We start from the raw sequence: 24,610 nt of genomic DNA on the forward strand, positions 1-24,610 counted from the left end.
TTTTTTGTGATAAATTCAACGATTTTCTGCGTCTCTACACGCTTTTCATGCGCCTTTTCGGGCAACAACCATTGGAAACAGGCAACGGCTGTCATACACGATGTTTTCAACGGTCAAGCCGGCTGCCTGCAGCTGCTCACGCACCGATGCTTCTGTCTGGAAACATTGCCATACTGGTTGAATAACATCCATGAACAGGGCTTTTTGTTTCTGTGCGTCCTTTGGTTCAACTGTAATAAGCGGCTTTGGAAGCGCCGGGTCATCAGGCTGTGGCAGGTAACTCGTAATCAGCACGCCTCCGGGGCGAAGTGCGCTTGCCATTTCCTTATACAGTGCCACGAGGCGTGCTGTGTCAGGCTCATAGATATTAAGGCCGTTACTGGTCATGAGGTGAAATGCTTCTGAAAGCTGTAAATCCCATGCATCGCGCTTCAGAAAGCGGCAGTGAGGAATGCCTCTGGCAGTGGCAATCTCAGCGGCTGCTTTCAAAGCGTCTTCATCAAGGTCAATTCCTGTTATTTCAAGCGCTTGAAGCTTTTCAGGCAAGAGCCCCAGAAAATCCTCCATCAGTCCACAGGGAAGAGAGGCTACGTGCATGCCCGGTCGCAGGTGTTTCAGGATTTCTTTCTGGAACATCCCAAAACGTTCGCGTGTCGCGAGGATGGAGGGAGCGCAGTTAAGGAGCCAGTGCTCCATGTCCGAGAGCCCCTCTTTATCTTTTCCGTACAGAATGGCGTAGGCAGTCCAGTATCCATTGAGTCCCTTGTTGGCAAGCAGAAAACGCCCAAGTTCAAAGGCTTCCAGCGCATCAACCATCGCCAGCGTTTCGCTGAGGGAAAGGTTGAGGCTGTTGCTCTGGCAGAGCCGCGCCCGGGCTTCTGCGGCTGCCGTCTCTGAAGCATGCGGGCGGTGGGAGATAAGTGCCATATTTTACTCTCAAGGGTGTAAAGAAAAGTATTATCACTGACAGGGTCTGTTGATGTCTAATGCTGGACGACATCAGCACGACCTAATCTCTTTCAGTGAGGATTATGATTTATTGTTAGACTTTCTGTTTTTTGACAGCACAGAAATCCTCTACTACCCTGAATAGGAAACCAACACAGGGAGTGAAAATGTCAACTATTCATGAATACCGTCAGACAATCGACAGAAAGCTTGATTACCTTGAAATGGAAGCTCAAGCACTTGAAGATGATCTCCACCATACCCGCGAGCAGGTTTTTCAAAAGTATGAAGGCCTTAAAACAGCTTTACGGGACGCGCTGGTGAATGTGAAGCAGAAAGTTAAAAATTACCATGAATTAACAGACATCAAACGCCGAGAGCTCATTGCAAAAATTGATGAAATTCAGGTGGGTCTTGCGCAGGGTAGGGCTGACAGTGAACAAAAAATCAAAGAGCAGACCCATCATATTCTGTCATGCTTAAAGTCTTTGGAAAAAGACCTGGATGCCTGTCTCAAACACAAATCTTCTGAGTTCACCGAGCATATGCTTAAAGCCAGTGACAAGCTTGAGGCTGAATTTGCCGCACTGGAAGTCTATTTTTCTCTGCAATGCCACAAGGCAAAGGAAAATTTCCAGAAGAACAAAGAAAAACTGATGGAACAACTGCATAAATTCAACAGTAAATTTGCAGAAATCCAGCACTTCAATGCAGAAAAGTCCGCAAAATTTGAAAAAGAATTTTCCAAGGGCTTAAAAACCATCAAAAATTCATTCCTGCATTTGATGGACTAGTTTTTCTTTTAAGGTGGCCGAGAACGTACCGGCCACCTTATATCAATTTTCACTCTGATGTTTTATGACAATTTTTGCAAGTTCAGCAAGTCCTGTATTGATTTTTTTGATAAAAGAGGGGTCGTGGGGAACAAAAACAAAATGCGGATGCTGTGACCACAGACGCTTAAGTTTCTCATCGAGCGTAATGGCCTCTTCAATGGATTCCACACGAATGGGGTTACCTCCCTCGATTGAAATGCCCCCAATAGCCGCTGTTTCAAAAAAGATAACTGCGTCATAGCGCTTCAGTTCTTTTTCAAGGCTCGTTCCAAGGCTTTCAAAAAAATCAGGTGACGCATCTGGCCAGTATACTGCGCCATCGATGGTGCCACGGTCGCATATCAGCACACGGCTTTGATAATAGGCAGACTGAGCATCTTCAAGGTTGGTTTGAACATGGTAAATGGCTTTTTGTGCGGCACGGCGCACGCCATTCGCGCCCTTGCGCGGAAAGCCGCCTGAATATAACAACGTTGCCGCCTCGGGTACCACGACAACACTCTCCCCGATTTCCCGGCGGTACAGGTCAGCAGCCGTTGTCTTACCGCCGCCAGGCCCTCCTGTTAAAACAACTCGACAGCATGTTTGCATAAGTAAAATGAATAGGTAAGTTCGCTTGCCGATAGTGTGTATTGAGCGCCAGCTGTGGTCAAGGTTCATCCCGGTGAAAATGTGCCAGAATGAAGATAAATGCCGGTGCTGTAGAGGTTGATGCATTTGCAGTCATAGTATGGAATGAAGACATGTCCGGGAGACATGAGATTATGCTCAGCAATCAATCACAACCTCCGCTGGAGTGGTTGCAGGAAAAATGGCAAATGTTTGTTGCGCTGAGTGCGCTTACAGGCATCGTGCTGCATCTTGTCATGATTTTTTTAAAGACCGCCTCCGCAAACTTCCCGCTGTATATCGTAATTGTCGTGGGCGGTTTGCCCGTGTTTTTTCAAATTGTAATAAAACTTTTTAAAGGCAATACAGGCGCTGATTTACTTGCGGCGATTGCGCTTGTAACCGCTGCTATTCTTCAGGAATATCTGGCCGCATCGTTGATTATTCTAATGCTTGCAAGCGGACAGACACTTGAGCGCGTGGCCAGACGCCGCGCGTCTTCCGTGTTGCAGGCACTGGTTCAGCGCATGCCGAACAAGGCGCACCGAAAGCGTGGCACACTCCTTGAAGAAGTGTCGCTTGAAAACATTCAAATTGACGATGAAATCGTGATTTACCCCCATGAAACCTGTCCCGTAGATGGTACCGTTATTGAAGGTAATGGTTCGATGGATGAGTCTTATCTTACCGGCGAGCCCTATCAAGTTGCCAAAGCGCCGGGGGCGTCCGTATTATCAGGCGCGCTTAACGGAGAAGCGCTCCTTGTCATTAAAGCGACAAGGCTTGCCGTTGATTCACGCTTTGCGACCATTGTCAGCGTCCTTGAAGAAGCTGAACAAAAACGTCCATCGATTCGCCGGCTGGGTGACCGGATTGGAGCCGTGTTTGCACCCGTGGCGCTCTTCTTTGCAGCCGCTGCCTGGTATTTTACCGGGGATGCGGTTCGTTTTCTTGCTGTACTCGTGATAGCCACACCCTGCCCACTTTTAATCGCGATTCCTGTCACCATTGTCAGTGCCATTTCACGCGCAGCTAAACAGGCGATTGTGATAAAAGACCCGGTGGTTTTAGAAGAGCTGCCGCGCTGTAAAACCGCTATTTTTGATAAAACGGGAACGCTGACCTACGGAAAACCAACGTTAAGCGGCATTTATACCGTCAAAGATTACTCAAAAGAGGAGATTCTCTATTACGCAGGCAGTCTCGAGCGTTATTCAAAACACCCACTGTCGAGTGCCATTCTTAACGCTGCAAAGCTGCAAAACATTGCGCTGGCCGATGCTGTGAATGTCTCTGAAAAACCTGGTCAGGGCCTTGAGGGATGGATTAACCAGCACACAATTAAAGTGACCAGTCGAAAAAAACTGCTTGAAGTGCGGCCACAGTGTGAAGCGTTGCTTCCTCCTGTTTTGCGGGGGTTAGAATGCATCATCCTGATTGATGACGAGTACGCGGCAACCCTGCATTTTCATGATGCCCCACGTGTGGAAAGCCAGTCGTTTATCGGGCACTTAATGCCCTCTCATCAGTTTAATAAAATCATGCTGGTGTCGGGCGATCGCGCCTCAGAAGTGAATTATCTTGCTGAATTGATTCCTTTTACGGAAATTTATGCCGCTCAAAGTCCTGAGCAAAAATTAACGATTGTGCGCGAAGAAAGAAAAAAAGCACCAACATTGTTTATGGGCGATGGCATTAACGACGCACCGGCATTAACAGCGGCTACAGTGGGCATTGCCTTTGGGCAAAACAGCAATGTTACGGCTGAGGCCGCAGGTGCTGTTATTATGGAAAATACCCTTTATAAGGTTGATGAATTACTCCACTTAAGCATCAATACACGAAAAATTGCGACCCAAAGCGCGATTGGGGGAATGCTTTTGAGCCTCATCGGCATGGCGTTCGCGGCGGCAGGCTTTATCAGCCCGGTTATGGGGGCGATTCTTCAGGAAGGCATCGATGTTCTCGCCATTGCCAATGCATTGCGCCTTGCTTTTGGCGAGAGTATTAAAATTGATTTTTAACCATTCCCCTAAAGCATTCAAAATGTGGTGAATAGATACATTGATTTTTAAGGAAAGATGCTGTGTACGGGACATTTTTTCCGCGCCGGGGAATTCACGTGTATTTTTGTACCGTGACCAGGCTGAATCGTTCCATGCGTTGGCTCCGTACCATATCCCGAATGGGTCCCCGCCTGCGCGGGGAAGACAGTGTGGGAGAGATTTTGGCCTCCGCACACACCCCGAATCCTGTCATTCCCGCGAAGGCAGGGAACCCATCCATGTGCCGGCACGGGGCTAACTCCAGCACGAGCTCCGGAAAGACAACGATTTTTCGTCCCGTACACAGATGCGTTTTTCAAGAGGACATGCCCTAATTAGTTTCAGGATTTTCAGTGGCGCGCGCCAGCAGCCATTCACGAACATGGGCCGCAGTTTCCTCAATGACGGTCAGAGCCTCCTGATAACGCGCTTCCATTGTGTCAACATCTTCCTCTGTTACCTGACACTTTTCAAGATTTTCACACGCCTGCTTCATCCGTGTGGTGCCGACATAAACAGCGCCGCCTTTGATTTTGTGTGCAAGCCTGCAGGTTTTCTCCCAGTCATTCGCCTCACGCGCCGCTTTAAGGCGTGCAAAATCGTCTGCCAGTGATTCCTTAATCAGGCATTGCAGCATCTCTATAAGGTCATGTTCACTGCCAAGAACCCGTATGCCTTCTTCAACATTGAGCAGGGGAAACGCTGATAACGCCTTCGCCTGAAGGCTTCCCGGTAACCCATCAGCGGTTTTTTTAGACGCATGGCTGTCGGTTCCACGTTCAGGCGTTTTAACGAGCTGATACCGTTGAATCAGCTCCTGAATTTCTGCATGCCGAATGGGTTTATTTAACAACTCATTCATCCCCGCATGGAGTGCTTCCTCCCGAGTCTGTACATGTGCGTGCGCCGTGAGGCCTGCGAGCAGAACCGGCGCTCTTCCAAGGTCTTTTTCAATGCAACGAATACAGCGCGCCACTTCAGTACCAGACATGTCCGGCAGGCCAATATCAGAGAGCACAATATGAAAAGTTTCTGCCTTAAAACATTCCAGTGCGCGGGCGCCCGTAGACGCAGTCTTAACGTCAATTCCGAGTTGCCTGAGAAGAATCTCTGCAGTTTTTAAGGCAATGGCATTATCTTCGATTAAGAGGACTTTGAGCTTTTTATCAATGGCAGCGGTGGCTCTAGAAGGGGCAGGGGCTGAAACAGTACCCGCAGATGCCTCGGCATGAGCGGACTTAACCGGGATGAAAACCGTGAAAGTGGTTCCCTGTCCGGGCACGGATGAAACGTGTATATCTCCTTTAAGGATACGTGTATAGCGCTTAACGATGTGCAGTCCGACTCCGTGTCCAGTGAAAATTCCATCACTGGAAGCCGTGCCTCTGAAAAATTTCTTGAAAATCTGCTCTTGTTCCGATTCCGGAATGCCGATGCCGGTGTCTCGAACATAGAGCTCAAGGGTGTTTTTTTCTTTTTCAGTACTGCCCCAGCGTGCCCCCATTTCAATATACCCGCTGTTTGTAAATTTGACGGCGTTACCCAGCAGGTTCAGCAGGATGCGGTGAATTTTAACGGGGTCTGATTCAATCATTTCCGGAAGCAAATCAGAAAATGCCAAACGAAGCTCAAGTTTTTTCAGTGTGATGGTGGGAAGTTCGAGATCTGCGATGCTTTGGATAAGTTCTCTCAGTTTAAACACCTTCAGTTCTACGTGATTTTCCGTCTGTTTGCCGGTTGCAACAATATCGAGCACACTGTTTAGAAGTGCCAGGAGCTGCTCCCCGCTGATATTAATCATATGGGCATGCTCTTTTTCTTCAGCAGATAAGACCTCCTGTTCAAGGATAGAAGACATGCCGATAATGCCGCTTAACGGCGTGCGGATATCGTGACTCATGTTTCGTATGAATTCATCCTTTGCCCGGTTGGCGGCTTCCGCTGCTTCCTTTGCCATTTTCAGGGCATTTTCACGCAGGCTGTCTTCCGTCACGTCTATTGCGACACCCGTAACACCATAACAAACGCCTTTATCGTTTATCAGCGGAAACCCACTGTCTTTAATCCAGCGAATTTCTCCATCAGGACGTATAATTCGGTACTTTTCTGAATATCTGGCGTGCTCTCCCCGCAGTTTAATTTTGTTCGACATTTCTTCAATGGGGTTGCGATTTTTTATATCTTCCGCATGAATCCAGGTAAGCCATTTTTCAGGAGCGTTATAAAGGTCTTCCCGCGGACGTCCCCATATTTTTTCAAAAGAAGGACTAACATACTGAATTTTTTTGAAATCAGGGCTGCTTATCCAATATACCTGATCACTCTGCTCCGAAAATTTCGCGAGAAATGCGCCCATTTCATCGAGCGTTAAATAAAAATCTGATTTTTTCCTACCCATTGGACGTCCGTGTTTTCTATCGTATATAATCAAAATAATAGCAAACAAGTTACAAATTAGTCATGGGAAGGGTAAAATGCTGACACCACACGGACAACCTGCTGATAAAATAGATAAAATTATGTTGCTGGCAACATGGACAAAGACTCTGCAATATGAATCCTTTTTTCCTGAGCAATCGAGCACCAGTTTCATCTCTGCCGGCATGGGTAAACCGACTTACCCGGTTGATTTAAATACGGTTGCCTATTTTGAAGCCTATTGGAAAAAAGTCGGCGATATGGCGGCAGTCGGCATGCAGAACCTTGATAAGGTGCAAGAGGGCGCTGCAGTCGATTATGGGATGCCCATGGGAGACAGTGACGCGCGAACCATCATGGCGCGCGCAATGTCCTCGTGGTATCAGTCTGATATTCGGCCTGAAAACGTACTTTTTACTGCCGGTGGCGCTGGGGCGATACGGGTAATCTTTGATACGCTTAACGCGCGATACAAAGACACGCCAGGCTATAGGGTCGTCACGCCATTTCCTCACTATACCCTCTATGCAGACGGCACCATGCACAGGCTGCATCCGGTGGATGTGATGAAAGAGCCTGGTTACAGACTCAAAGCAGAGGCATTGGAAAAGAGCATTCAATCGGCGCTTGAGCTTGCTCAGAAAGACAATGGTTATCCCAAAGCCGTACTCATCTGCAATCCTTCAAATCCACTTGGCACCATCATTAACGAGGAAGAGCTTTCGCGTATCGCTGAAGTGCTTCGCCGTTATCCTGAGATGCACATCATTATGGATGAGGCATATGCGGAGATGTGTTTTGAAGATATGCCATCACTGCTAACCGTAGCGCCTGATTTGAAAGAAAGAACGATAATTATGCGCTCTGCCACCAAAGGGCTTTCAGCTGCTGGAGAGCGCATGGCGATACTGATGTCATTTGACAAAAAGTTATCCAGTGAATTACTGGCAAAGAATATCAGTAACATCGGACATGCTCCTCGTTCCTCGCAATTAGCCTATGCCAGTACCATGGATAACTTTGGCTTGTCTGAGCGACAAAGGCGCATCAGTTTTTATAAAGAAAAAGTTGATTATGTGTCAGAACGTTTAAAAGCCATGAATGCGACCATGCCGGATCCTGAGCATCGAACAGCAGCGACCTTCTACGTATTGACGGATTTAAGCGACTTGTTTGGGCTTGAACTGCCACAGGAGGCAACTCGTGCGCTTGGTAAGGGCGGGGTTGTCACCAATGACGAGGAGCTGACTTATTATCTGCTGTTTAAAGACCGCGTTATGATTGCACCGTTGTCCTATTATGGATTGGATGCCAAAAAAGGGTATATGCGCATAACCTGCAGTGGAAACGAGAGCGAGCTTAAGGACATGATGGATCGCCTCGAAAACCGGCTGATTGAAGCGCGATTAATCCGTCAGAAAGCGCTTATCGAAAAGATTGATGCACGATTGCCGGAGCTTGAGAGGATTAATCCGGCGTTGTACAGAAAGGTTTTTGAACAGATAGAACATGTCTCTCAAAAAGAAAAAAGCTGTAGTCAGCTAAAAGATGACAATAAAATGCTTGCTGACACATTGTCTGAAATGAGAGTCGCCATTTTGAAGGCATCACCGGAAGGGCAGGCAAAAGCAGCTACGGCCATACAGTCGTTTTTTCGAGGATACCGCGCAAGAAAGGGTGGCGAACGGTTACAGAATCAGCTGGATGAGGAATGGATTCAGTTGATTGATAAACTCTTTGTCAAACCATGCTCCACGAAAACCGAGTTCTTACAATACACTGAAGCGGAAAAATTAAATTTTGCTCCGTGGCTGGAGCGTTTGAAAGAACTTGGCCTCTCTCAAGGTTCAGTGCGTCCTGACTGAGTACATGTGACGTTTACAGAGTTATCCCCATTTTCGGGGGATAACTCTGTGGATGACCTGATAATTGTCAGGCGCTGTGTGTGTCTCGCTGCGCTGCGGGTTTTCTGCCACGACGACCTGGCTTACGGTTGTGCGCCTTCCATTCTTTGTCCTTTGCAAACACAAAGCGTGCCGCTTCCTCAAAAAAGAAGTCCATCTCAACACCTGCCCACGCACAGTAGCTTTGAATTTCTTCAAGAACTGCCGTATCTATCTGGGCTTTAATTTTTTGTTTTGCGTTCTGGGATTTGTTGGATATAAGCGCCATGGAAGTTTCCTTTATAAAAAAAGAACCATTTTTACTAAAAAATTAAAAATAATCAATGGCCATTATGCTATAAAGGGGAGCTCAATGTTTTTCATGAGATGAGGACGCGCCCTGATACGTGGCTTTAAATCCAATATAAACCGCCACTTGATTAGAGCCATTGTAAGCCTCAAAGTCACTGATGTAGCTCCGATTATATGCACGGTTTGTTTTAAAAAAATCCCAGACCCGTTTCCAGATTTCAACCACGGCAACAGGAAGTGGGCCATTGCCATGGAAAACAAGGTAATTTCCTGTCTGAATAGAGACAGTGCTTAATTCGGTTTGTGAATAGCAGGAAGCAACGCCGGCAGTGACGGAATAAAAACCATTAACATCCGATTCATAATCAGAATAAACACCGTAGACAGTCGCTATTGCAGCTGGAGTGCCTGCATAAAACCGTTGCCAAAGGCCGGGTAGTTTCGCGGTTTTCTCATTGGCTTCATCGGTGTTTTGGGTGCGCACGCTCCAACCACTTACGGTAAAGCCTTCTATGTGTTCTATGGTTGGTACTATCAGCATATGAGGTGCTCCCTGACACACATCGCGCTAAATATCTGTTGCATATCATGCTCGCTTATTTCAAAGAGCCCAAACCGTAATTGAAAGCCCCAGTTCTTATTATTTTTTGTCCACTCTAAATGTTCAAGCAACGGCTTAATTGCAGCATCTTGTGATTCAAACCAGCATATAGCCCGTCGAAATGGATAAAAGCCATCCCCCATATCCACTGAATATGGATTACCGGGTTCAACCCGTCCTATGGCTGTGAACGACTGTAATTTATCCCTGCCCCCAAATGTTGCGGTTGGTGAGTAATAAATAATTCTGTCATCAGGCTTCAACCGCCTTAAGGGGGTTATTTTTCCATGGCATGCCTGCATAAAACCTCCTGCACGAGCAGTCCGAACGTGTTCCGCTGAGGCAACGGCAATCCAGCTTTTCATGACGTCTGTTCTGGTGCTATAAACCGTAACCGATATCCATCCGGGTCGAGAGCGACAAAGGTATACCCAAACGGCAGTTGAGTGGGCGGCAGGATAATACGGATATTTTTAGTGTGCCATTCGGTAAACAGTGCATTCACTCTGTCACGGCTTTCGAGCACAAAAGCCAGTTCTCCACCGGTGTTTTTTTCGTCTACTGGCGGTAGCGCGGATGATTGTGCTTTTATCGCGAGGCTCAAATCATTTGATAATTTAAAGCTGTGAAAAGTTCTGGATGCTTCTACAGGCGCCATGCCAAACACCTCCCGATAAAATTGGCTCGTTACAGCAAGACTGGCAGCGTAAAGCACAATCACATTTGGTTGCAGCATCTTCAGGTCCTCTTGAGGTTGGTTGACAGGAAGGCCTCATGGTAGCGATAAGGACTGACAGTTTTTGTCAGCAGTGTATGTGTATTTATTGGTCAATTAAGTTATGCCTGTTTGCTATAAACAGGTAACATCCCTGCGGCTTTGGAAGCACTCAGGAAAATGTTGTACGCTGAATAATGAGGAGGGCCTATCCTCGTTCCAAAATCTGGCTGTAAACGCGCCTCAAGGTGAATTATGACAACACACAGACAGGGACATCCGCTAAACGAGAAGGCGCACAGCCACTGTGCGCACCATGCTTCGAGGGAGGCGAACGTAGAGCCTCTGCCTGAGGATACCGTCTTTATCTGCCCCATGCATCCACAAATCCGTCAAATGTCACCTGGTAATTGCCCCATTTGCGGCATGGCGCTTGAGCCTGAAAAAATAAGCGTTAAAGAACATGAGCACTCAGAATATCGAGAAATGTTTTTGCGTTTTATGATTGCGTTTTTGGCAAGTATTCCGGTGGTCGTTCTGGCCATGGGAGAGCACTGGCTGGTGGCGTCTTTTTCAACGTCATTATCGCTGTGGCTGCAGGCGGCATTGACCTCGGTTGTGGTCTGGGGGTGTGGCTGGCCTTTCTTTAAAAGGGGCTGGCAGTCTCTGCGCACGCGTCACTTGAACATGTTTACCTTGATTGCTCTTGGTACCGGAGTGGCATGGGGATACAGCATGGTTGCCATGTTTTTCCCGCAATGGCTGCCGGGAACCTTGCGCATGGATGGTACGCCGGTATATTTCGAAGCCGCTGCGGTCGTTATAACGCTGGTGCTTTTGGGGCAGGTATTGGAGCTTAAGGCGCGTGAACGTACGGGGGATGCGGTTCGCGCACTGCTTCATTTAAATCCTGATATTGCGCATCGCTTAAACGAACAGAACATTGAGGAAGATGTCACCCTTGATAAGGTGCAGACCTCAGACCGACTGCTGGTGCGTCCTGGCGAGAAAATTCCCGTTGATGGGGTGGTTATCGGCGGACAAAGTGAAGTAGATGAGTCCATGCTGACTGGCGAATCGAGGCTTGTGCCGAAGGAGGCTGGCAGCAGGGTGATTGGAGGAACCCTTAATCTGGAGGGCAGCCTCACGGTAAAAGCCGATTATGTTGGCAAGGATACGTTACTGGCACGCATTATTGCTCAGGTTAATGAGGCGCAACGCAGCCAGGCTCCTGTTCAGCGGCTGGTAGATGAAGTGTCGGGATGGTTTGTACCGCTTGTTTTGGGGGTGGCGGTGCTTTCTTTTTGTGTCTGGTTTTTTACAGGCCCCGAACCATCGCTGAGTTATGCGTTAATGGCCGCAATTTCTGTATTGATTATTGCCTGTCCATGCGCACTGGGGCTTGCAACACCGATGTCCATTATGGTAGCGATTGGCGAGGGGGCGCGGCGCGGCATATTAATTAAAAATGCCGCGTCTTTAGAGCAGTTACGAAAAATTACCACGCTGGTCGTGGACAAAACCGGCACATTAACTGAGGGGCATCCGGCGTTAATTCAAATTATTCCGATGGGGGATTGGACGGAAGAGCTACTTTTATGCCTTGCCGCATCTTTGGAGCATCACAGTGAGCATCCGCTTGCAAAAGCCATTCGTAAGGAAGCGTTAAACCGCGGAATATCGCTTAAAGAGGCCGTCAATTTTCAGGCCGTAAGGGGCAAGGGGGCTCAGGCAGACATTGAGGGGCTGACGGTTGCTGCTGGTAATGTAGACTGGCTGTCTGTGGCACCCGATGCTATTTCAGATGCCGCCCGCAGCGCACAAAAAGAAGGTGCCACGCTGATATTTTTAACCATCAATAAGGCATTGGCCGGACTTTTTATTGTGGCAGACAGGCTTAAGGAATCCAGTCAAAAAGCGATTGCCTCACTCACCGAGAAGGGCATTAACGTCATTATGCTGACTGGCGATGCTCGAGAGACAGCGAGAGCAATTGCCGCGCGCCTTGGTATTCAAGAGGTTATCGCTGAAGTCCTGCCTGATGAAAAAAGTGATGTAATCGCTCAACTGCAGCAAAAAGGGCAGATTGTTGCCATGGTTGGGGATGGCGTCAATGATGCGATTGCTCTCACAAAAGCTGATATCGGCATAGCCATGGGGACAGGCAGCGACACAGCGATTGAAAGTGCTGGAATGACGCTTTTATCAGGTGATTTAAACAAACTCTCAGAGGCGTACGCGTTATCAGTGCATACGGTTAACAACATCCGACAAAATTTATTCTTTGCGTTTGTGTATAACGCATTGGGAGTACCGGTTGCCGCAGGCATTCTTTATCCGTTTACAGGAATTCTGCTAAACCCGATGATAGCAGGCGCTGCCATGGCGCTTAGCTCAGTATCCGTCATCGTCAATGCTTTGCGCCTGCGCAAACAAATGCCGGCATCTTCATGAGTCTTATGATTTTGCTTTGCAGTCAGGCCGCATCCTCATTCATCAAGTCTGCCCCTTGCTGTTTGTCCGATTTTGGAAAATGTCAGCTTCGCCTGTCTAGAGTGGATGAGGCCGGTAGAGTGTGGATGTGATGCTCCCCAATAATCCGCTGAGCTTCTTTCAACGCCCGATAATAACCAGAGTGCATTGGGTTTTCCTGGCGTGGCAGATTGATTGGCGCGGAGTTATACCAGCGGTTTTGAGAATGCCAGTCTTTCTGCTGGTTGGCAAATATTCTGTCAAGCGCGAATAGACGGTTTTTTGCCATAAACATCGGCTCATTTACTTGATTTTCCATTAACGCCAATTGATTTTCAATAATTAGGCCAATCTGTGCCAGTGTATCGGCACGTTGAATGGTCTGTATCACATGCCTTGCGCGTGCATCATGGTGATGACCAAAAAGAGACAGCTTCCACCAGGAAGTATATTCTCGCAGCGCGTCACAAATCTGTTGTCTGGCTGTTGACAGAATGTGTACATCGGTGTTCACCGGATAAATAATCTGCTCCAGTGCATCAAGATGGGCTTTTTTTGTAGCCTTCGACCAGTCAATCACACGTTCCAGGTGGTCTTTATACGCATGGTAAGCGGAGTTCGATGCGAATTTCCCCTGATGAGAGAACATAAAATACTCACGCCGTTCTCTTGGGATGGACGCAAGCATTCTGCAAAACACTTCAGGATGTAAACTTGAAGCCAGTTCGTTTATAAAAGTAGTGCTATCCCACGATGTATTCGGCTCCAGAATGTTATATGTGTGAGAAAACTCAAAGGGCTGGCCGGTTCCAAGGAGCCTCCCTGTGCAGGTGAGTGTTTCCTCCTCTGGAGAAAAGTGAAAGGCGAGGGTATCTTCATCAATCAGTTTATCAATGGAAATTATATCTGCGAGATGGATATCATTCGGATAGGCAATGAATAACCTTCTGACAAGCATTCTCAGTTGGCGGCGATTATTGGAGTAACAGTCAAAGCTGTCAAAATTTCTTAGAATATTGCGTGAGTAATTTTTATAAATTTCAAAGAGAAGCTCGAGCTCATCATCACCCGCATCATGTGCATGATACGATTTATAAAAATCCAGTACATTTGGCGCTTGCTGACGAACTTCCTCGGTGCGCAGAAATGCCAGTATTTTTTGCGGCAATAAAGGCCTCAGTACAGCTGGATTGATGTCTATTAATCTAATAAAAAGTTCTATATCAACGCCATACGGATAATACTGTAAAAACCCCATGTTCATCGAGGGGTATTCACGTGAATTATATAGCATGCTGGATAATGCACTGTTCTTATTGTTGAGCAGAGTCATAATGGCGTCTTTGCCGGCATAGCACAAATTTTTAAAGCTTAAACTTCCCTTAAAGCCAGCGTCCACTATTTCCGGATTGTTTCGACATTCAGGCGCCAAATGAGACAGGTTAATATCTTCGAATACATAAAGCAGTATTTTTAATATTTCATCAGCATAGGAATGTTGGAGAAAATGAGCGTTGCAATTATAAAATTCTGTATATATTTGCCAAACATGCTTTTGCATTTCCCTGTTAAGCCGAAGATTTCTCATGCGTTGATTGGCAACGTTGATTTTTCTTTGTTTAGGATTAACAGAGCGAGAATTTGTGTGAGCGTTTTTTTGTTGGCTTTTTGAGGTACCCGCTTCATTTTGCGAAAAAGCCCGTGGCAGTTGTGACGCATCAATAAAAGTGTTGTATTCCAACCTTTTATCAGGGTCAATAAGCGTATCATAAGCCTCTTTGGCAAGCTTAAATAACGCGCCATCAGAGCCAGGGTTTCTATCAGGATGCGTTAATTTTGCTATTCTTCGATAAGCACTTTTTACATCAGCAGCAGTGGCTTCTCTATCAATAGCCAAAATGCTGTAGTAATTATTCTCTATACTGAAATGCATGCTATATCCTCGCCACGTTGACTGTATAAAAATTGAACTTAAATGCCTTGAAGTATCGCCGTTTCAACAGTGAAGTGCAACAGTGAAACCAGAGCTTATTCCCGCAAAGAAGACTTCGTTAGGTGTTCTGTATTTTAGCACTTTTCTTGGACGGTTGTTCAAGCGGTCTTGGATTTCCTGAATCTGTTCATCTGTCACCATTCGCAAATTGGTGGATTTTGGTAAATATTGTCGTATTAAGCCGTTAGCATGCTCGTTCAATCCTCGCTCCCAGGAGTGGCAGGGCGTAGCGAAATAACACATTGTATTTAAATCAGCAGCCATAGCGATGTGCTCCGCGAATTCCTTTCCATTATCAAAGGTGATTGACTGCGCCGGATGGGGTAGATTTGTTTCATCTGGGTGGATATTTGCCTATAATAGGCGCACTTTAAACCGAGGGCGCCTCAATGAAAACCATTAAATCGATGTTCTTACTGTTAGCGGTATGTGGGATGGCTGCGTGTAACACCACAATTTATCCTGAGGAAAATAATACCTTTTCATCAGTCACTACTTCATCCATGCAAACATCAGCCGAGTCAAATGCCCTAAAGGATGCTGAGAAGCATTGTAAAAAAGCCGGGAAGCGCTTAACGGTTATTAATCATCAGACGCAATATAACGGCACGACAACGGGCAATAAAATTGTCGGCGCGATTGTAGGTGGAGTAATAGGCATGCCTAATCCCGCTATTTCTGACAATAACTATACGGTTAAAATGCGTTTCCGTTGCGTATGACAGCCAGCCGATGAAACCTGCTCTGACAGCAAGATTTCTAAAGGCGTGCAGGCTTTGCCGGAGGCTATCGTTTCTATTTTGCTTTGGTTTGGTGAATCCAGGACAGGTCTTTTACGCTCCAGTTTATCTCGTGATGACAGCATCTAGAACAATACACCAGTTTCAATAAGTAACCGTCCCTGCGAGTGATTCGTGCCATTCTGACCAAAGGCCGAACCTGCGGTAATATTATCCGCCATTACAAGAGATGCCTCACCCCGCGCAAAAAAGATGCCTCGCTGGCAGGTTGGTGTCAGTGTTAGCGACCAGGCATTACTGCCGGGACCATAGGTGACGTTGGTCCTGCCTTTTGTGTTAATATATTCAGCGCGACCTGTGATGCTCCAATAAGTATTCAAAACATATTTTGTCGCTAAGGCAACGCCATAAGTTGATGCTGAGTCCAGCAGACCAATATTGATATCTTTTGGGACATGCGTAAATTGTAATGTAGGACTTATCGTCAATCTGCCAAATGTGTAAGAATAAATCAAATCATAAATCTGGCTATTATTTTGCGCTAATGGAGTTACTAAAGTGGATTCAGGGTCATGTTTGATGTTGCCGGAAGCAACCAGGTTTAAGCTGTTATTTGAATTAACAGCATAACTTACCAGCCCTGAAAGCCAGTTAAGCCGCCCCGAATAAAAACCATCGCTTAAGGCAATCGAGCCACTCAAAGCCCCTTGGTTGTAATTCATTTGTACACCGCGATTCACCGCATTAGTCTGATTCCACAACAAGCCATGCTCAATATTATAATTTTGGAAGATAAAGGTATTTTCAGCGCCAATAAGTGTAAATAACTTGCCTGCCATTACTGAAAAATTATCACCGGGAGCCAATTTGATAAAAGCAACTGGGACGGGGCCAAAAAAATCACGAGTCGTATCGTCCATGCGTAGATAAGGAGTGTCAAGAGATGGCAAAGAATAACCACCAGCCTGAACATAAAATTGGAAAAAGCCTTTATTATTCTGAATAAACAGTTGGCCATTATCTAAATCCAGCAGAGAGCCGGGGTTACCAGCTACAGGATGATTTTGCCACAGGCCAAGGCCGCTTATGATGCCGTTGATATAAATCCTGTCGAGCGGGCCAGCTTCAATATCTAACGAATTAGAGTTAACAACAAGAGGGCCAGTTGAAGCGGGGTAGGATAAAGAAACTGAAGTTTTTTCAGCTTCTATTGTCTCAGCCCATGATGGCATTATTAGAGCGCTAAAAGCAGTACAAAGTAAAACTTGAATAATAGATTTTTTCATGCTCTTACTGGCTGAGCCTGCAAATAACTCTTTGTAACTGACATGTTAATCCTCTCCTCAAAAAAGAGCCATCCAATTTCGATAGAAGAAGCCATAGTGTCAGTCCTTGCATGGCAAGACACTCCCCGGTGTGGTGATTACTGTTATCGATTTTTCTATAACGCTACAAAAAAATCCCTGTATCGCATGATACTGCGAGACATCTTTGTTGGGGCAGTAGATGCGGCGTAGTTCATTAAATTTATTCTGTTAAGTAATCAAAATTTACATCTTTTGAGTGAGTTTTACATAAACCAGCGCCCTGGTGCTTTGATGAATGCCATCTGTGTAACTGAAACCGTGGCTGGCGTTCCCTGAGTCACGCATGGTATCGATAAGTAATACCATAAGTTTAAAAATTCGAGTATTTTACCAAATTAATTGCCATGTAGTCGCATAATGCTATCCTGCGTTTGATTTAACCGAAAACAAACGAGGAATATATGTTTAAGAAAAGCGTACTGTTATTTGCAATTACTACCCAACTTTTTGCAGCTCCCGTGGGTAGTCAAGGATCGGTAGCCAGCAGCATGTTATCAAGCGAAGGATTGGGTAATATTGCCTATGGCAGCAGTCAATTATTAAGTGCAGGCAGTCAATTATCCGTAACAGCAATTAAAACTGTTGGGGATTTCACCTTCATTACCTTAAAAAGTGCTGGCCACTCGGCTTTTGTCACGCTTCGCGTTGCGAGACACGTTTCTGGCAATGTATTGCTGGGAGTAGGTCAAACGGTCCACGTTGTTACAACGGGAGCCGGGCAGCTTTTAATTTCATCCGGTCAGGTCATTGCTTTTTTACCCAATGAAATGGGTAAAAGTCTTTTATACAGCGCCATTTAAAACGAGGAGCATTAATGATGAATAACATCAATAAAACGCTTCTGTCAGGCCTTGTATTGTTCATGACAGCTGAAACGGGGTTCGCAGGGAATGCCTGCGAACAAACTCACATTAAACCGCAGCTTTATCTTGATGCAGGCAAAAAGGCATTGGAGGTACAAAACCAATTAAATCATTTGAATCCCAGGGTCGCATTAATCGCAAGGGCAGGTACAAATTTAAAACATTATGGCCAGCATTACAGCCATGTTGGATTTGTTGTTAAAAACTACCCCGGAAAAAAAGGGAAATGGACAATTGTACATCTCCTTAATCAATGTGAGGTGCCTAAATCCTCTATCTATCAACAAGGATTAATGAATTTTTTCATGGATGATCTTTACACCTTTGACTATCAAATTACCATCCCTAAAGAGGCTGTCCAGGAAAAGCTATACGAGACTCTGGTATCGCTTCAAAAGCAATCGTTACATAACAGTTCTTACAGCATGATTGCCTATCCATTTTCTACAAAATATCAAAACTCGAATCAATGGGTATTAGAAGTTATTGCCTCGTCAATGAATCCTCAATCAGCACATACACGTCAAGCTGCACAAGCGTATTTGCATAAAACGCACTTTAAGGCATCCCTTATTAAGATTGACGGTTTTTCTAAATTTGGCGCCTCCTTGTTTAGTCGTCATGTTCGATTTGATGATCATCCTCTAGAGGAGCAGCGCAGGAATACAGTATCCACCGTTACGGTATCTTCAGTCGTTGATTACTTGCGTGAACAACATTACTTAAAAAGTAATATCGCCTATCAGTGATCAACTAATCACAAATATGTAATTAAAAAACCACTTGGGTTACAATTAGACCATTTAGAATTTGAGGTATCTATGAAGCTCTCCAGTATCAAAGGATTTTTTCCATACATGGCCATTGTGTTTTTGAATACATTCGTAGATTTAGGTCATAAAATCTTAATACAGGACACCCTCTATCAAACCGTTTCAGGCACTAAATATACGATACTTTCATCCATCATTAATGCATTTATTCTTCTACCGTATATTCTATTATTTACGCCCTCTGGCTTTATTGCTGATAAATTTCCCAAAGCGAGTGTATTAAAAATTACTGCCGCAGCAAGCATTCCATTAACCATTATGATAACAATCTGTTATTTCAAAGGATATTTCTGGGGCTCGTTTTTTCTAACATTATTATTGGGGATACAAAGCGCATTAAATTCACCTGCAAAATATGGCTATATTAAGGAAATTTTTGGTAAAGAACATTTGTCGCAGGCGAATGCGGTAGTGCAAACACTGACCATTCTCGCCATACTTGGAGCAACTTTTGTTTTTACCTGTATGTTCAGCCATTTTATGCAAAAAGCCGGTTTGCACACCAGTGTGGACAAATCGTTAATACTCATGCACTTTGCTCCCCTTGGATTTCTACTGATTGCATTTTCAATGTTTGAAACAGCAATGACCTTTCGCTTAATCAAAAAAGAAGCTGCAGCTCCTCAATCAAACTATAATCCATCACGGTATTTTAACGGTCACTATTTAAAAAGTTATTTACATAAAACCTGTCAAAATCGTGTGATTTTTACCTGCATAATAGGGTTATCTGTATTTTGGGCAGTGAATCAAGTCCTTTTGGCCAGCTATGGTGCATTTTTGAAAGAACACATTGGTGACGTTAGCGTTCTATTTGCCCAGGGGTCGCTCGCCATGGGTGGAATTGGTATTTTATTTGGTGCTTTGTATGCGGGTAAAGTATCAAAAGGATTTATTGAAACCGGTTTAATTCCCGCAGCAGCAGTGGGAATTACAGCGGGACTGTTTATTTTGCCTCATTTAAACAGTGCAATAGCTATCATGGTTTTATTTTTAGCGTATGGTTTTTTTGGAGGAATGTTAGTTGTTCCTTTGAATGCATTAATTCAGTTTTCTGCTCCACGCGAGGAAGCAGGTAAAGTGCAATCTGCTAATAATTTTTTGCAAAACTGTTTTATGTTCAGCTTTTTAGTTTTGAATATAGTGCTTGGTTTAGTCAAAGTAGATAGTCAATTTATAATGTATGGACTATCAGCTATCGCATTAACCGGAACAATTTTTACTCTTGTTACCTTGCCACATTCCTTAATACGGTACATGGCTTATTTTATTGCATCGCGTTTTTACAAAATCCATGTTTATCAGTTAAATAATTTACCTTCAAATGGAGGTGTTTTATTGTTGGGAAATCATGTGAGCTTTATTGACTGGGCAGTGCTACAAATTTCCAGTCCACGACCGATTCGCTTTGTTGTTGAGCGCTCCTTTACCGAAATTTGGTACCTTAGATGGTTGTTTAAGAAATTTAAAGCGATACCCATTGCCAGAGGTGCCAGCCAAAATGCAATAAAAGAGATTAATAATGCATTAAATGCAGGCGAAGTTGTAGCCATGTTTCCTGAAGGACGTTTAAGTATCAATGGACAAATTGGTTTATTTCACTCAGGTTTTGAGCGCTCGGCCATCAACTGTAACGCAGTTATCATTCCTTTTTACTTACATGGACTTTGGGGCTCAAAAACTTCCTATAGTTCGAACTCCCATTCAAAAGTGACTAAAAGAATGGTAAGTGTCGTATATGGTGCAGCGTTAGATATTAACAGCTCAGCACAAGCAGTAAGGCAAAAAGTCAAACAACTATCCATTCAAGCCTGGAAATATGCCATAGAGGAAAAAAATAACATTCAAACAGAGTGGTTGCTAAAAGCAAAAGAAAGGATGAATTCCACAGCCATTATTGAAGGAGAAAAGAAAAAAATTTCAGTGGCTCAACTCCTTGGAAGCGTTCTTTACGTAAGAACAAAATTAAAGTCGATTCTTAAAAATCAACAAAATGTTGGCATTATTTTTCCGAGCAGTGCTGGCGGAATTATCGCTAATTTAGCAGTGTTATTATTGGGTAAAACAATAGTTAATTTAAACTATACAGTAGGTGTCGCAAGTTTCGATTCAGCAAAACATCAGGCATCGATTAAAACAGTTATTACTTCGCGACTTTTTATCAAAAAATTAGAGGGTCGTGGGATTGATATTGTATCACCTGATACGCATTTGATTTTTCTTGAGGATTTAATAACGAAAGAATCCAGACCATATATTATGGCGTTAGCATTCTTCGCGAAGTTAATGCCTGTAACAATAATAAAACACTTATTTGTAAAGCCTGTAGATGTATATAGTACGGCAGCTATATTATTCAGCAGTGGCAGCGAAGGGTGCCCTAAGGGAATTAAACTCAGTCATGCAAATATTTTAAGTAATATAAATCAAGTTGTAGAAGTTATGGGTCTGGAAAGCAAGGATGTTATGTTGAACTCATTACCATTATTCCATGCTTTTGGTTTAACTATTACTACGCTGCTTCCATTAATAAAAGGCGTGCCTGTACTCTGTTGTCCTGATCCTGTTAAAGTATTAGAAATTGCAAAATTAGTTTATAAACATAAAGTTACTTTGTATTGTTCCACATCCAGCATATTAGGGTTATTTGCACGCAATCCATCGGTTCATCCTCTTATGCTATCGTCACTGCGTATGGTCATTGCTGGAGCAGAAAAGCTCTCTCCAACGGTTTACAGAGATTTTAAAGAGAAATTTCATCAAGAAATTTATGAAGGATATGGAGCGACTGAAGTTGCGCCTGTTGCCAGTTGTAATCTACCCGATGCTATTTCATTAGTGGATTGGCATGTGCATAAAGCAAATAAACCAGGAACAGTTGGGCTGCCTTTACCGGGTTGTGCTTTTAGAGTGGTACATCCTGAAACCTGTGAAGATTTGCCAGTAGGGGAAGATGGTTTAATTCTCATTGGTGGTATTCAAATCATGCAAGGGTATTTAAATATGCCAGAAAAAACGAAGGAAGTATTAATTGAAGATAATGATTACCATTGGTATAAAACAGGAGATAAAGGCCACCTTGATAGTGAGGGTTTTCTTACCATTGTTGATCGCTATTCCCGCTTTGCTAAAATTGCTGGAGAAATGATTAGCTTAAGCGCTGTTGAAACTGCATGGCAAGAGGTATATGAAGAGCCTATTGATGTTATGGCTGTATCTATACCTCATGATAAAAAAGGGGAAGAATTAGCTTTGCTCTATTCAGCACCTGTTTCTGAAACTGAATTAAGACAGCATTTATTAGCAGCGTCATTACCGAAATTTATGTTGCCCGGGCAAATAAAATACATAACGGATTTACCCAAACTAGGTAACGGAAAAAAAGATTATGTATCGGCCAAACAAATGCTTCTTGAGATGCAAGAGTCGATGGTTATTTAGCGCTTAAGCGAGTCAAAAATTTGAGGAACCCAGGGGCGCATCGCAATAATTAATGCGCTCCCCTGGCGTTTATCAATAGGAATGTGCACGCTATCACGGCACAATTTTACAAATTCCTTAGCTGTTTCGTTTAAAATTTTTTGAAAACTTAGATTATCCTGCTCGCTGAGCATGCCGCTTCGCACCAAATACAACTCTGTGGGTTTTTCAAAATGGCAATCAAAAAAATCTTTCTGTACATTTCTTTGAAAAAAGCGTTGAATAGGCCCATCAGGAATCCAATGAAAATGTGGATCGATGAGGCGCTTAAAATGATTGTTTGGTTGTAATTCAATAATTTTCATCTGGTCGAGGCGTGCTGCATAGCGAATTAAAGCATGTTCGGATATTTTGTAAAATTTTAAAATATCTTGAAATGTCCAATGATTAAGAATGCAAATGGCAACTAACAGTAATTCTGTTTCACTTACTAATTCTTGCTCCTGACTCTCCGTTAAATACAAAATGCGTTCTTTACTTTTTTCAAGAAGAGCAAAAACATCTGAGACTGACATGTAGAAACAGGAGCAAATACTTTCTAAACGGCTCAAGCTTATATCTTTTTGGGTAAAAATGCGTTTAATGCTGGGTTCGGACAGATTCAATTTTTCGGCAAGCATTTTATATGTGATTCCATGCAAACGCAGTTGCTGCTTTACTATCAAAAAAAGGTCGTTAGCCTGTTTCATACCGCTTATCCTTTAAGGTGTCATACCAGTTTTGGAAGGATGTTACAAAGTGACGTCTAATTGTAATCTGGTTCTGTGCATTTTGAAAACAATAAGCAATCACGCGATATCAGATTACACAGGTTTATATTCAATGCTTTAATTAGGGTCTGTTGTCACATCACATTAGGGCGTGTCCTCATTCCATGATATGGCTGCAAATGCGGCGTTTTGGTTTTTTGCGTACTGAAATGACATGACCTAAACAGTAGCGCAATATAATGTTTTAAAAATTTGCTCAGTGGTATATTCATCATGATTGAATACATATAATAAAATTTTTTCATGGGTGGTCGTAAATGGCAAACAAAGAAATATTACTAACGGGTGACACTCCAACAGGGCAGTTACATCTTGGTCATTGGGTTGGCTCATTAGAGAATCGTGTACTTAGATAGGTCCGGGGCACTGGAACAAAATTCAGGGAAAATAAGAGCTATTCCCATCTTGTTAGTCTAATCACCTTGCTCTCAGAATGGCTTATCCACAAGTCCATAGGCCAGGAGAGCTTTCATTGTCTCGGATAGGCCTGTTGACCCTGTGGGTAAGCCATGACACACGGAGCTCATGTTTTTTTACGGTGTTGAAAATACATGTCCGCTGGTGTGAAATATCTGAAGGACTGGTGCGGTCTTCGGTGGTTATAATAATCAAAGTATTCACATAATGCCAGCTCAACTTCTTCAATTGACTCAAAAGAATATCGATAGAGTTTTTCTTGTTTAACACTACGCCATAAACGCTCTATAAAAATATTATCAAGGTAGCGACCTCGCCCATCCATACTGATGGAGATCCTGTGGGTTTTTAGCGTGTTTATCCAGTCACTTGAGGTGAATTGTGACCCTTGATCAGTGTTGAAGATTTCACATCGTCCTTTCAGCAAAGCATTTCTAAGTGCTTCTACACAGAATTCAGCCTCAAGCGTTGGTGAAACGGCCCATTGAACCACATAGCGGCTATACCAATCCATAATGGCGAGCAAATAGACGTGACCGCCTTTCATCCTGACGTATGTGATATCCGCCGCCCATACTTGATCGGGTTTTGTGATATCGATATCTCGCAATAAATAGGGGTACACGGTGTGCTCTTTATTGGGTACGCTTGTATTTGGCTTTGGGTAGACGGTTTCTAACCCCATGACCTCCATGAGTCTCTTGATACGACGTCTACCAACAGTATAACCAACCTCTTTTGATAGCCATTGTGCGCGCTTAATTTTGCCTTCACAGGGATATTGGAGATAATGCTCGTCAAGCAGCGTCATTAATCGCTCATCTTCTGCTGATATGGAAGACGCCTTGTAATAGTAACTGGAAACGCTCAATCCGAGTAGCATGCACTGCTCTCGGATCGTTATTTCAGCGCTGCTATCGATGAGTCTGCGTTTTTCATCCAGGCTCAGATGGAAATTTTTTTTTTAACCAGGACAATTGTGCCTGGAGCCGACCAATTTCCTCATATAAGGCATCGATAAGTTCTGTTTGTGTTTTTTTATCTTTGTCGCGAGTGTTGGAAAACACGTCAGATATCGCTTGCAATGCCGTTTGCTTCCAGGCTTTAATTTGGGTAGCATGCACGCCGTACTCGCTGGTTAACTGGGCCTGGGTCAATTTCCCCTCAATGGCAGCAAGTGCAATCTTTGATTTTTTTGATGCAGTGTAATAATTTCGCTTTTTGGTCATCCTATTCTCCTCTTATAATAGAAGAATAGCTCTTAAAAATACCTTTTTTTCGTCCAAAAATCCGCGCCTATATCATACA

21 protein-coding genes and 1 pseudogene are annotated in these 24,610 nt (G+C 44.2%); 9 read left to right on the top strand and 13 right to left on the bottom strand.

Annotated elements, in window-relative coordinates; genetic code table 11:
• Positions 1-45 precede the first annotated feature (45 nt).
• Positions 46-927: a class I SAM-dependent methyltransferase gene (locus tag E4T54_RS08695; protein ID WP_051550872.1), complete on the bottom strand. Its 882-nt coding sequence runs from the start codon at positions 925-927 to the stop codon at positions 46-48.
• Positions 928-1,115: 188 nt separating this feature from the next.
• On the opposite strand from E4T54_RS08695, the gene E4T54_RS08700 reads away from it, so the two are divergent.
• The gene (locus tag E4T54_RS08700) at positions 1,116-1,742 is read left to right on the top strand and encodes a hypothetical protein (RefSeq protein ID WP_028386257.1); all 627 of its coding nucleotides are present in this window, start codon (positions 1,116-1,118) and stop codon (positions 1,740-1,742) included.
• A gap of 42 nt (positions 1,743-1,784) precedes the next feature.
• Here E4T54_RS08700 and E4T54_RS08705 read toward each other — a convergent pair whose 3' ends face one another.
• Entirely contained in the window at positions 1,785-2,375 is a 591-nt protein-coding gene (locus E4T54_RS08705; protein ID WP_028386256.1) for an AAA family ATPase, read from the bottom strand.
• Between the two features lie 89 nt (positions 2,376-2,464).
• Between E4T54_RS08705 and E4T54_RS08710 the strand changes: the two genes are divergently transcribed.
• On the top strand, positions 2,465-4,417 hold the full coding sequence (locus E4T54_RS08710) for a heavy metal translocating P-type ATPase (protein WP_338011255.1): 1,953 nt from the start codon (positions 2,465-2,467) through the stop codon (positions 4,415-4,417).
• Between the two features lie 352 nt (positions 4,418-4,769).
• Here E4T54_RS08710 and E4T54_RS08715 read toward each other — a convergent pair whose 3' ends face one another.
• On the bottom strand, positions 4,770-6,836 hold the full coding sequence (locus E4T54_RS08715) for a PAS domain-containing hybrid sensor histidine kinase/response regulator (protein WP_051550871.1): 2,067 nt from the start codon (positions 6,834-6,836) through the stop codon (positions 4,770-4,772).
• A gap of 76 nt (positions 6,837-6,912) precedes the next feature.
• On the opposite strand from E4T54_RS08715, the gene E4T54_RS08720 reads away from it, so the two are divergent.
• Positions 6,913-8,721: an aminotransferase class I/II-fold pyridoxal phosphate-dependent enzyme gene (locus E4T54_RS08720; protein WP_065230369.1), complete on the top strand. Its 1,809-nt coding sequence runs from the start codon at positions 6,913-6,915 to the stop codon at positions 8,719-8,721.
• Between the two features lie 67 nt (positions 8,722-8,788).
• Here the strand turns inward: E4T54_RS08720 and E4T54_RS08725 are convergent, their stop codons facing one another.
• The 4 genes from E4T54_RS08725 to E4T54_RS08740 form a co-directional block, all read right to left on the bottom strand.
• On the bottom strand, positions 8,789-9,028 hold the full coding sequence (locus tag E4T54_RS08725) for a hypothetical protein (RefSeq protein ID WP_028386254.1): 240 nt from the start codon (positions 9,026-9,028) through the stop codon (positions 8,789-8,791).
• An 81-nt stretch (positions 9,029-9,109) separates the two neighbouring features.
• A complete protein-coding gene (locus tag E4T54_RS08730; RefSeq protein WP_051550870.1) occupies positions 9,110-9,592 on the bottom strand; it encodes a GyrI-like domain-containing protein in 483 nt (160 codons plus the stop codon).
• Positions 9,586-10,017, bottom strand: coding sequence for an EVE domain-containing protein (locus E4T54_RS08735; protein ID WP_028386253.1), 432 nt, complete (start codon positions 10,015-10,017; stop codon positions 9,586-9,588). The genes E4T54_RS08730 and E4T54_RS08735 overlap by 7 nt, the downstream gene beginning before the upstream one ends.
• Positions 10,014-10,388: a VOC family protein gene (locus tag E4T54_RS08740; RefSeq protein WP_028386252.1), complete on the bottom strand. Its 375-nt coding sequence runs from the start codon at positions 10,386-10,388 to the stop codon at positions 10,014-10,016. Before E4T54_RS08740 ends, E4T54_RS08735 begins: the two co-directional genes overlap by 4 nt.
• Before the next feature lie 234 nt (positions 10,389-10,622).
• Here E4T54_RS08740 and E4T54_RS08745 point away from each other — a divergent pair, with 234 nt between their 5' ends.
• Positions 10,623-12,821 carry a copper-transporting P-type ATPase gene (locus E4T54_RS08745; RefSeq protein ID WP_028386251.1) on the top strand — a complete coding sequence of 733 codons (2,199 nt, stop codon included), beginning with the start codon at positions 10,623-10,625 and terminating at the stop codon, positions 12,819-12,821.
• 82 nt (positions 12,822-12,903) lie between these two features.
• On the opposite strand, the gene E4T54_RS08750 is transcribed toward E4T54_RS08745, so the two are convergent.
• Both E4T54_RS08750 and E4T54_RS08755 read right to left on the bottom strand, forming a co-directional pair.
• Positions 12,904-14,772 (bottom strand): J domain-containing protein, encoded by a 1,869-nt coding sequence (locus E4T54_RS08750; protein WP_051550869.1) that lies wholly within the window; start codon positions 14,770-14,772, stop codon positions 12,904-12,906.
• 63 nt (positions 14,773-14,835) lie between these two features.
• Positions 14,836-15,096 carry an IS30 family transposase gene (locus tag E4T54_RS08755; RefSeq protein WP_238582821.1) on the bottom strand — a complete coding sequence of 87 codons (261 nt, stop codon included), beginning with the start codon at positions 15,094-15,096 and terminating at the stop codon, positions 14,836-14,838.
• A gap of 125 nt (positions 15,097-15,221) precedes the next feature.
• Here E4T54_RS08755 and E4T54_RS08760 point away from each other — a divergent pair, with 125 nt between their 5' ends.
• Positions 15,222-15,554 carry a hypothetical protein gene (locus E4T54_RS08760; RefSeq protein WP_131793748.1) on the top strand — a complete coding sequence of 111 codons (333 nt, stop codon included), beginning with the start codon at positions 15,222-15,224 and terminating at the stop codon, positions 15,552-15,554.
• A 143-nt stretch (positions 15,555-15,697) separates the two neighbouring features.
• On the opposite strand, the gene E4T54_RS08765 is transcribed toward E4T54_RS08760, so the two are convergent.
• Positions 15,698-16,858 carry an outer membrane beta-barrel protein gene (locus E4T54_RS08765; RefSeq protein ID WP_081776729.1) on the bottom strand — a complete coding sequence of 387 codons (1,161 nt, stop codon included), beginning with the start codon at positions 16,856-16,858 and terminating at the stop codon, positions 15,698-15,700.
• 482 nt (positions 16,859-17,340) lie between these two features.
• Between E4T54_RS08765 and E4T54_RS08770 the strand changes: the two genes are divergently transcribed.
• From E4T54_RS08770 to E4T54_RS08780, 3 genes are all read left to right on the top strand, one after another.
• A complete protein-coding gene (locus E4T54_RS08770; RefSeq protein WP_028386248.1) occupies positions 17,341-17,739 on the top strand; it encodes a hypothetical protein in 399 nt (132 codons plus the stop codon).
• Between the two features lie 14 nt (positions 17,740-17,753).
• A complete protein-coding gene (locus E4T54_RS08775; RefSeq protein WP_051550867.1) occupies positions 17,754-18,551 on the top strand; it encodes a DUF2145 domain-containing protein in 798 nt (265 codons plus the stop codon).
• Positions 18,552-18,659: 108 nt separating this feature from the next.
• On the top strand, positions 18,660-22,076 hold the full coding sequence (locus E4T54_RS08780) for an acyl-[ACP]--phospholipid O-acyltransferase (protein WP_051550866.1): 3,417 nt from the start codon (positions 18,660-18,662) through the stop codon (positions 22,074-22,076).
• Here the strand turns inward: E4T54_RS08780 and E4T54_RS08785 are convergent.
• Entirely contained in the window at positions 22,073-22,804 is a 732-nt protein-coding gene (locus E4T54_RS08785; protein WP_028386246.1) for a helix-turn-helix domain-containing protein, read from the bottom strand. The genes E4T54_RS08780 and E4T54_RS08785 overlap by 4 nt on opposite strands.
• Before the next feature lie 338 nt (positions 22,805-23,142).
• Between E4T54_RS08785 and E4T54_RS12190 the strand changes: the two are divergent.
• Positions 23,143-23,232, top strand: a pseudogene (locus tag E4T54_RS12190) (hypothetical protein); the annotation flags it as partial.
• A 176-nt stretch (positions 23,233-23,408) separates the two neighbouring features.
• Here E4T54_RS12190 and E4T54_RS08790 read toward each other — a convergent pair.
• Complete coding sequence (locus E4T54_RS08790) at positions 23,409-24,251, bottom strand: IS3 family transposase (RefSeq protein WP_058387102.1); 843 nt, start codon at positions 24,249-24,251, stop codon at positions 23,409-23,411.
• Entirely contained in the window at positions 24,238-24,531 is a 294-nt protein-coding gene (locus E4T54_RS08795; protein WP_115152800.1) for a hypothetical protein, read from the bottom strand. The genes E4T54_RS08790 and E4T54_RS08795 overlap by 14 nt, the downstream gene beginning before the upstream one ends.
• Positions 24,532-24,610 lie beyond the last annotated feature (79 nt).

This window comes from Legionella geestiana, assembly GCF_004571195.1.
Taxonomy (GTDB): Bacteria; Pseudomonadota; Gammaproteobacteria; order Legionellales; family Legionellaceae; genus Legionella_B; species Legionella_B geestiana.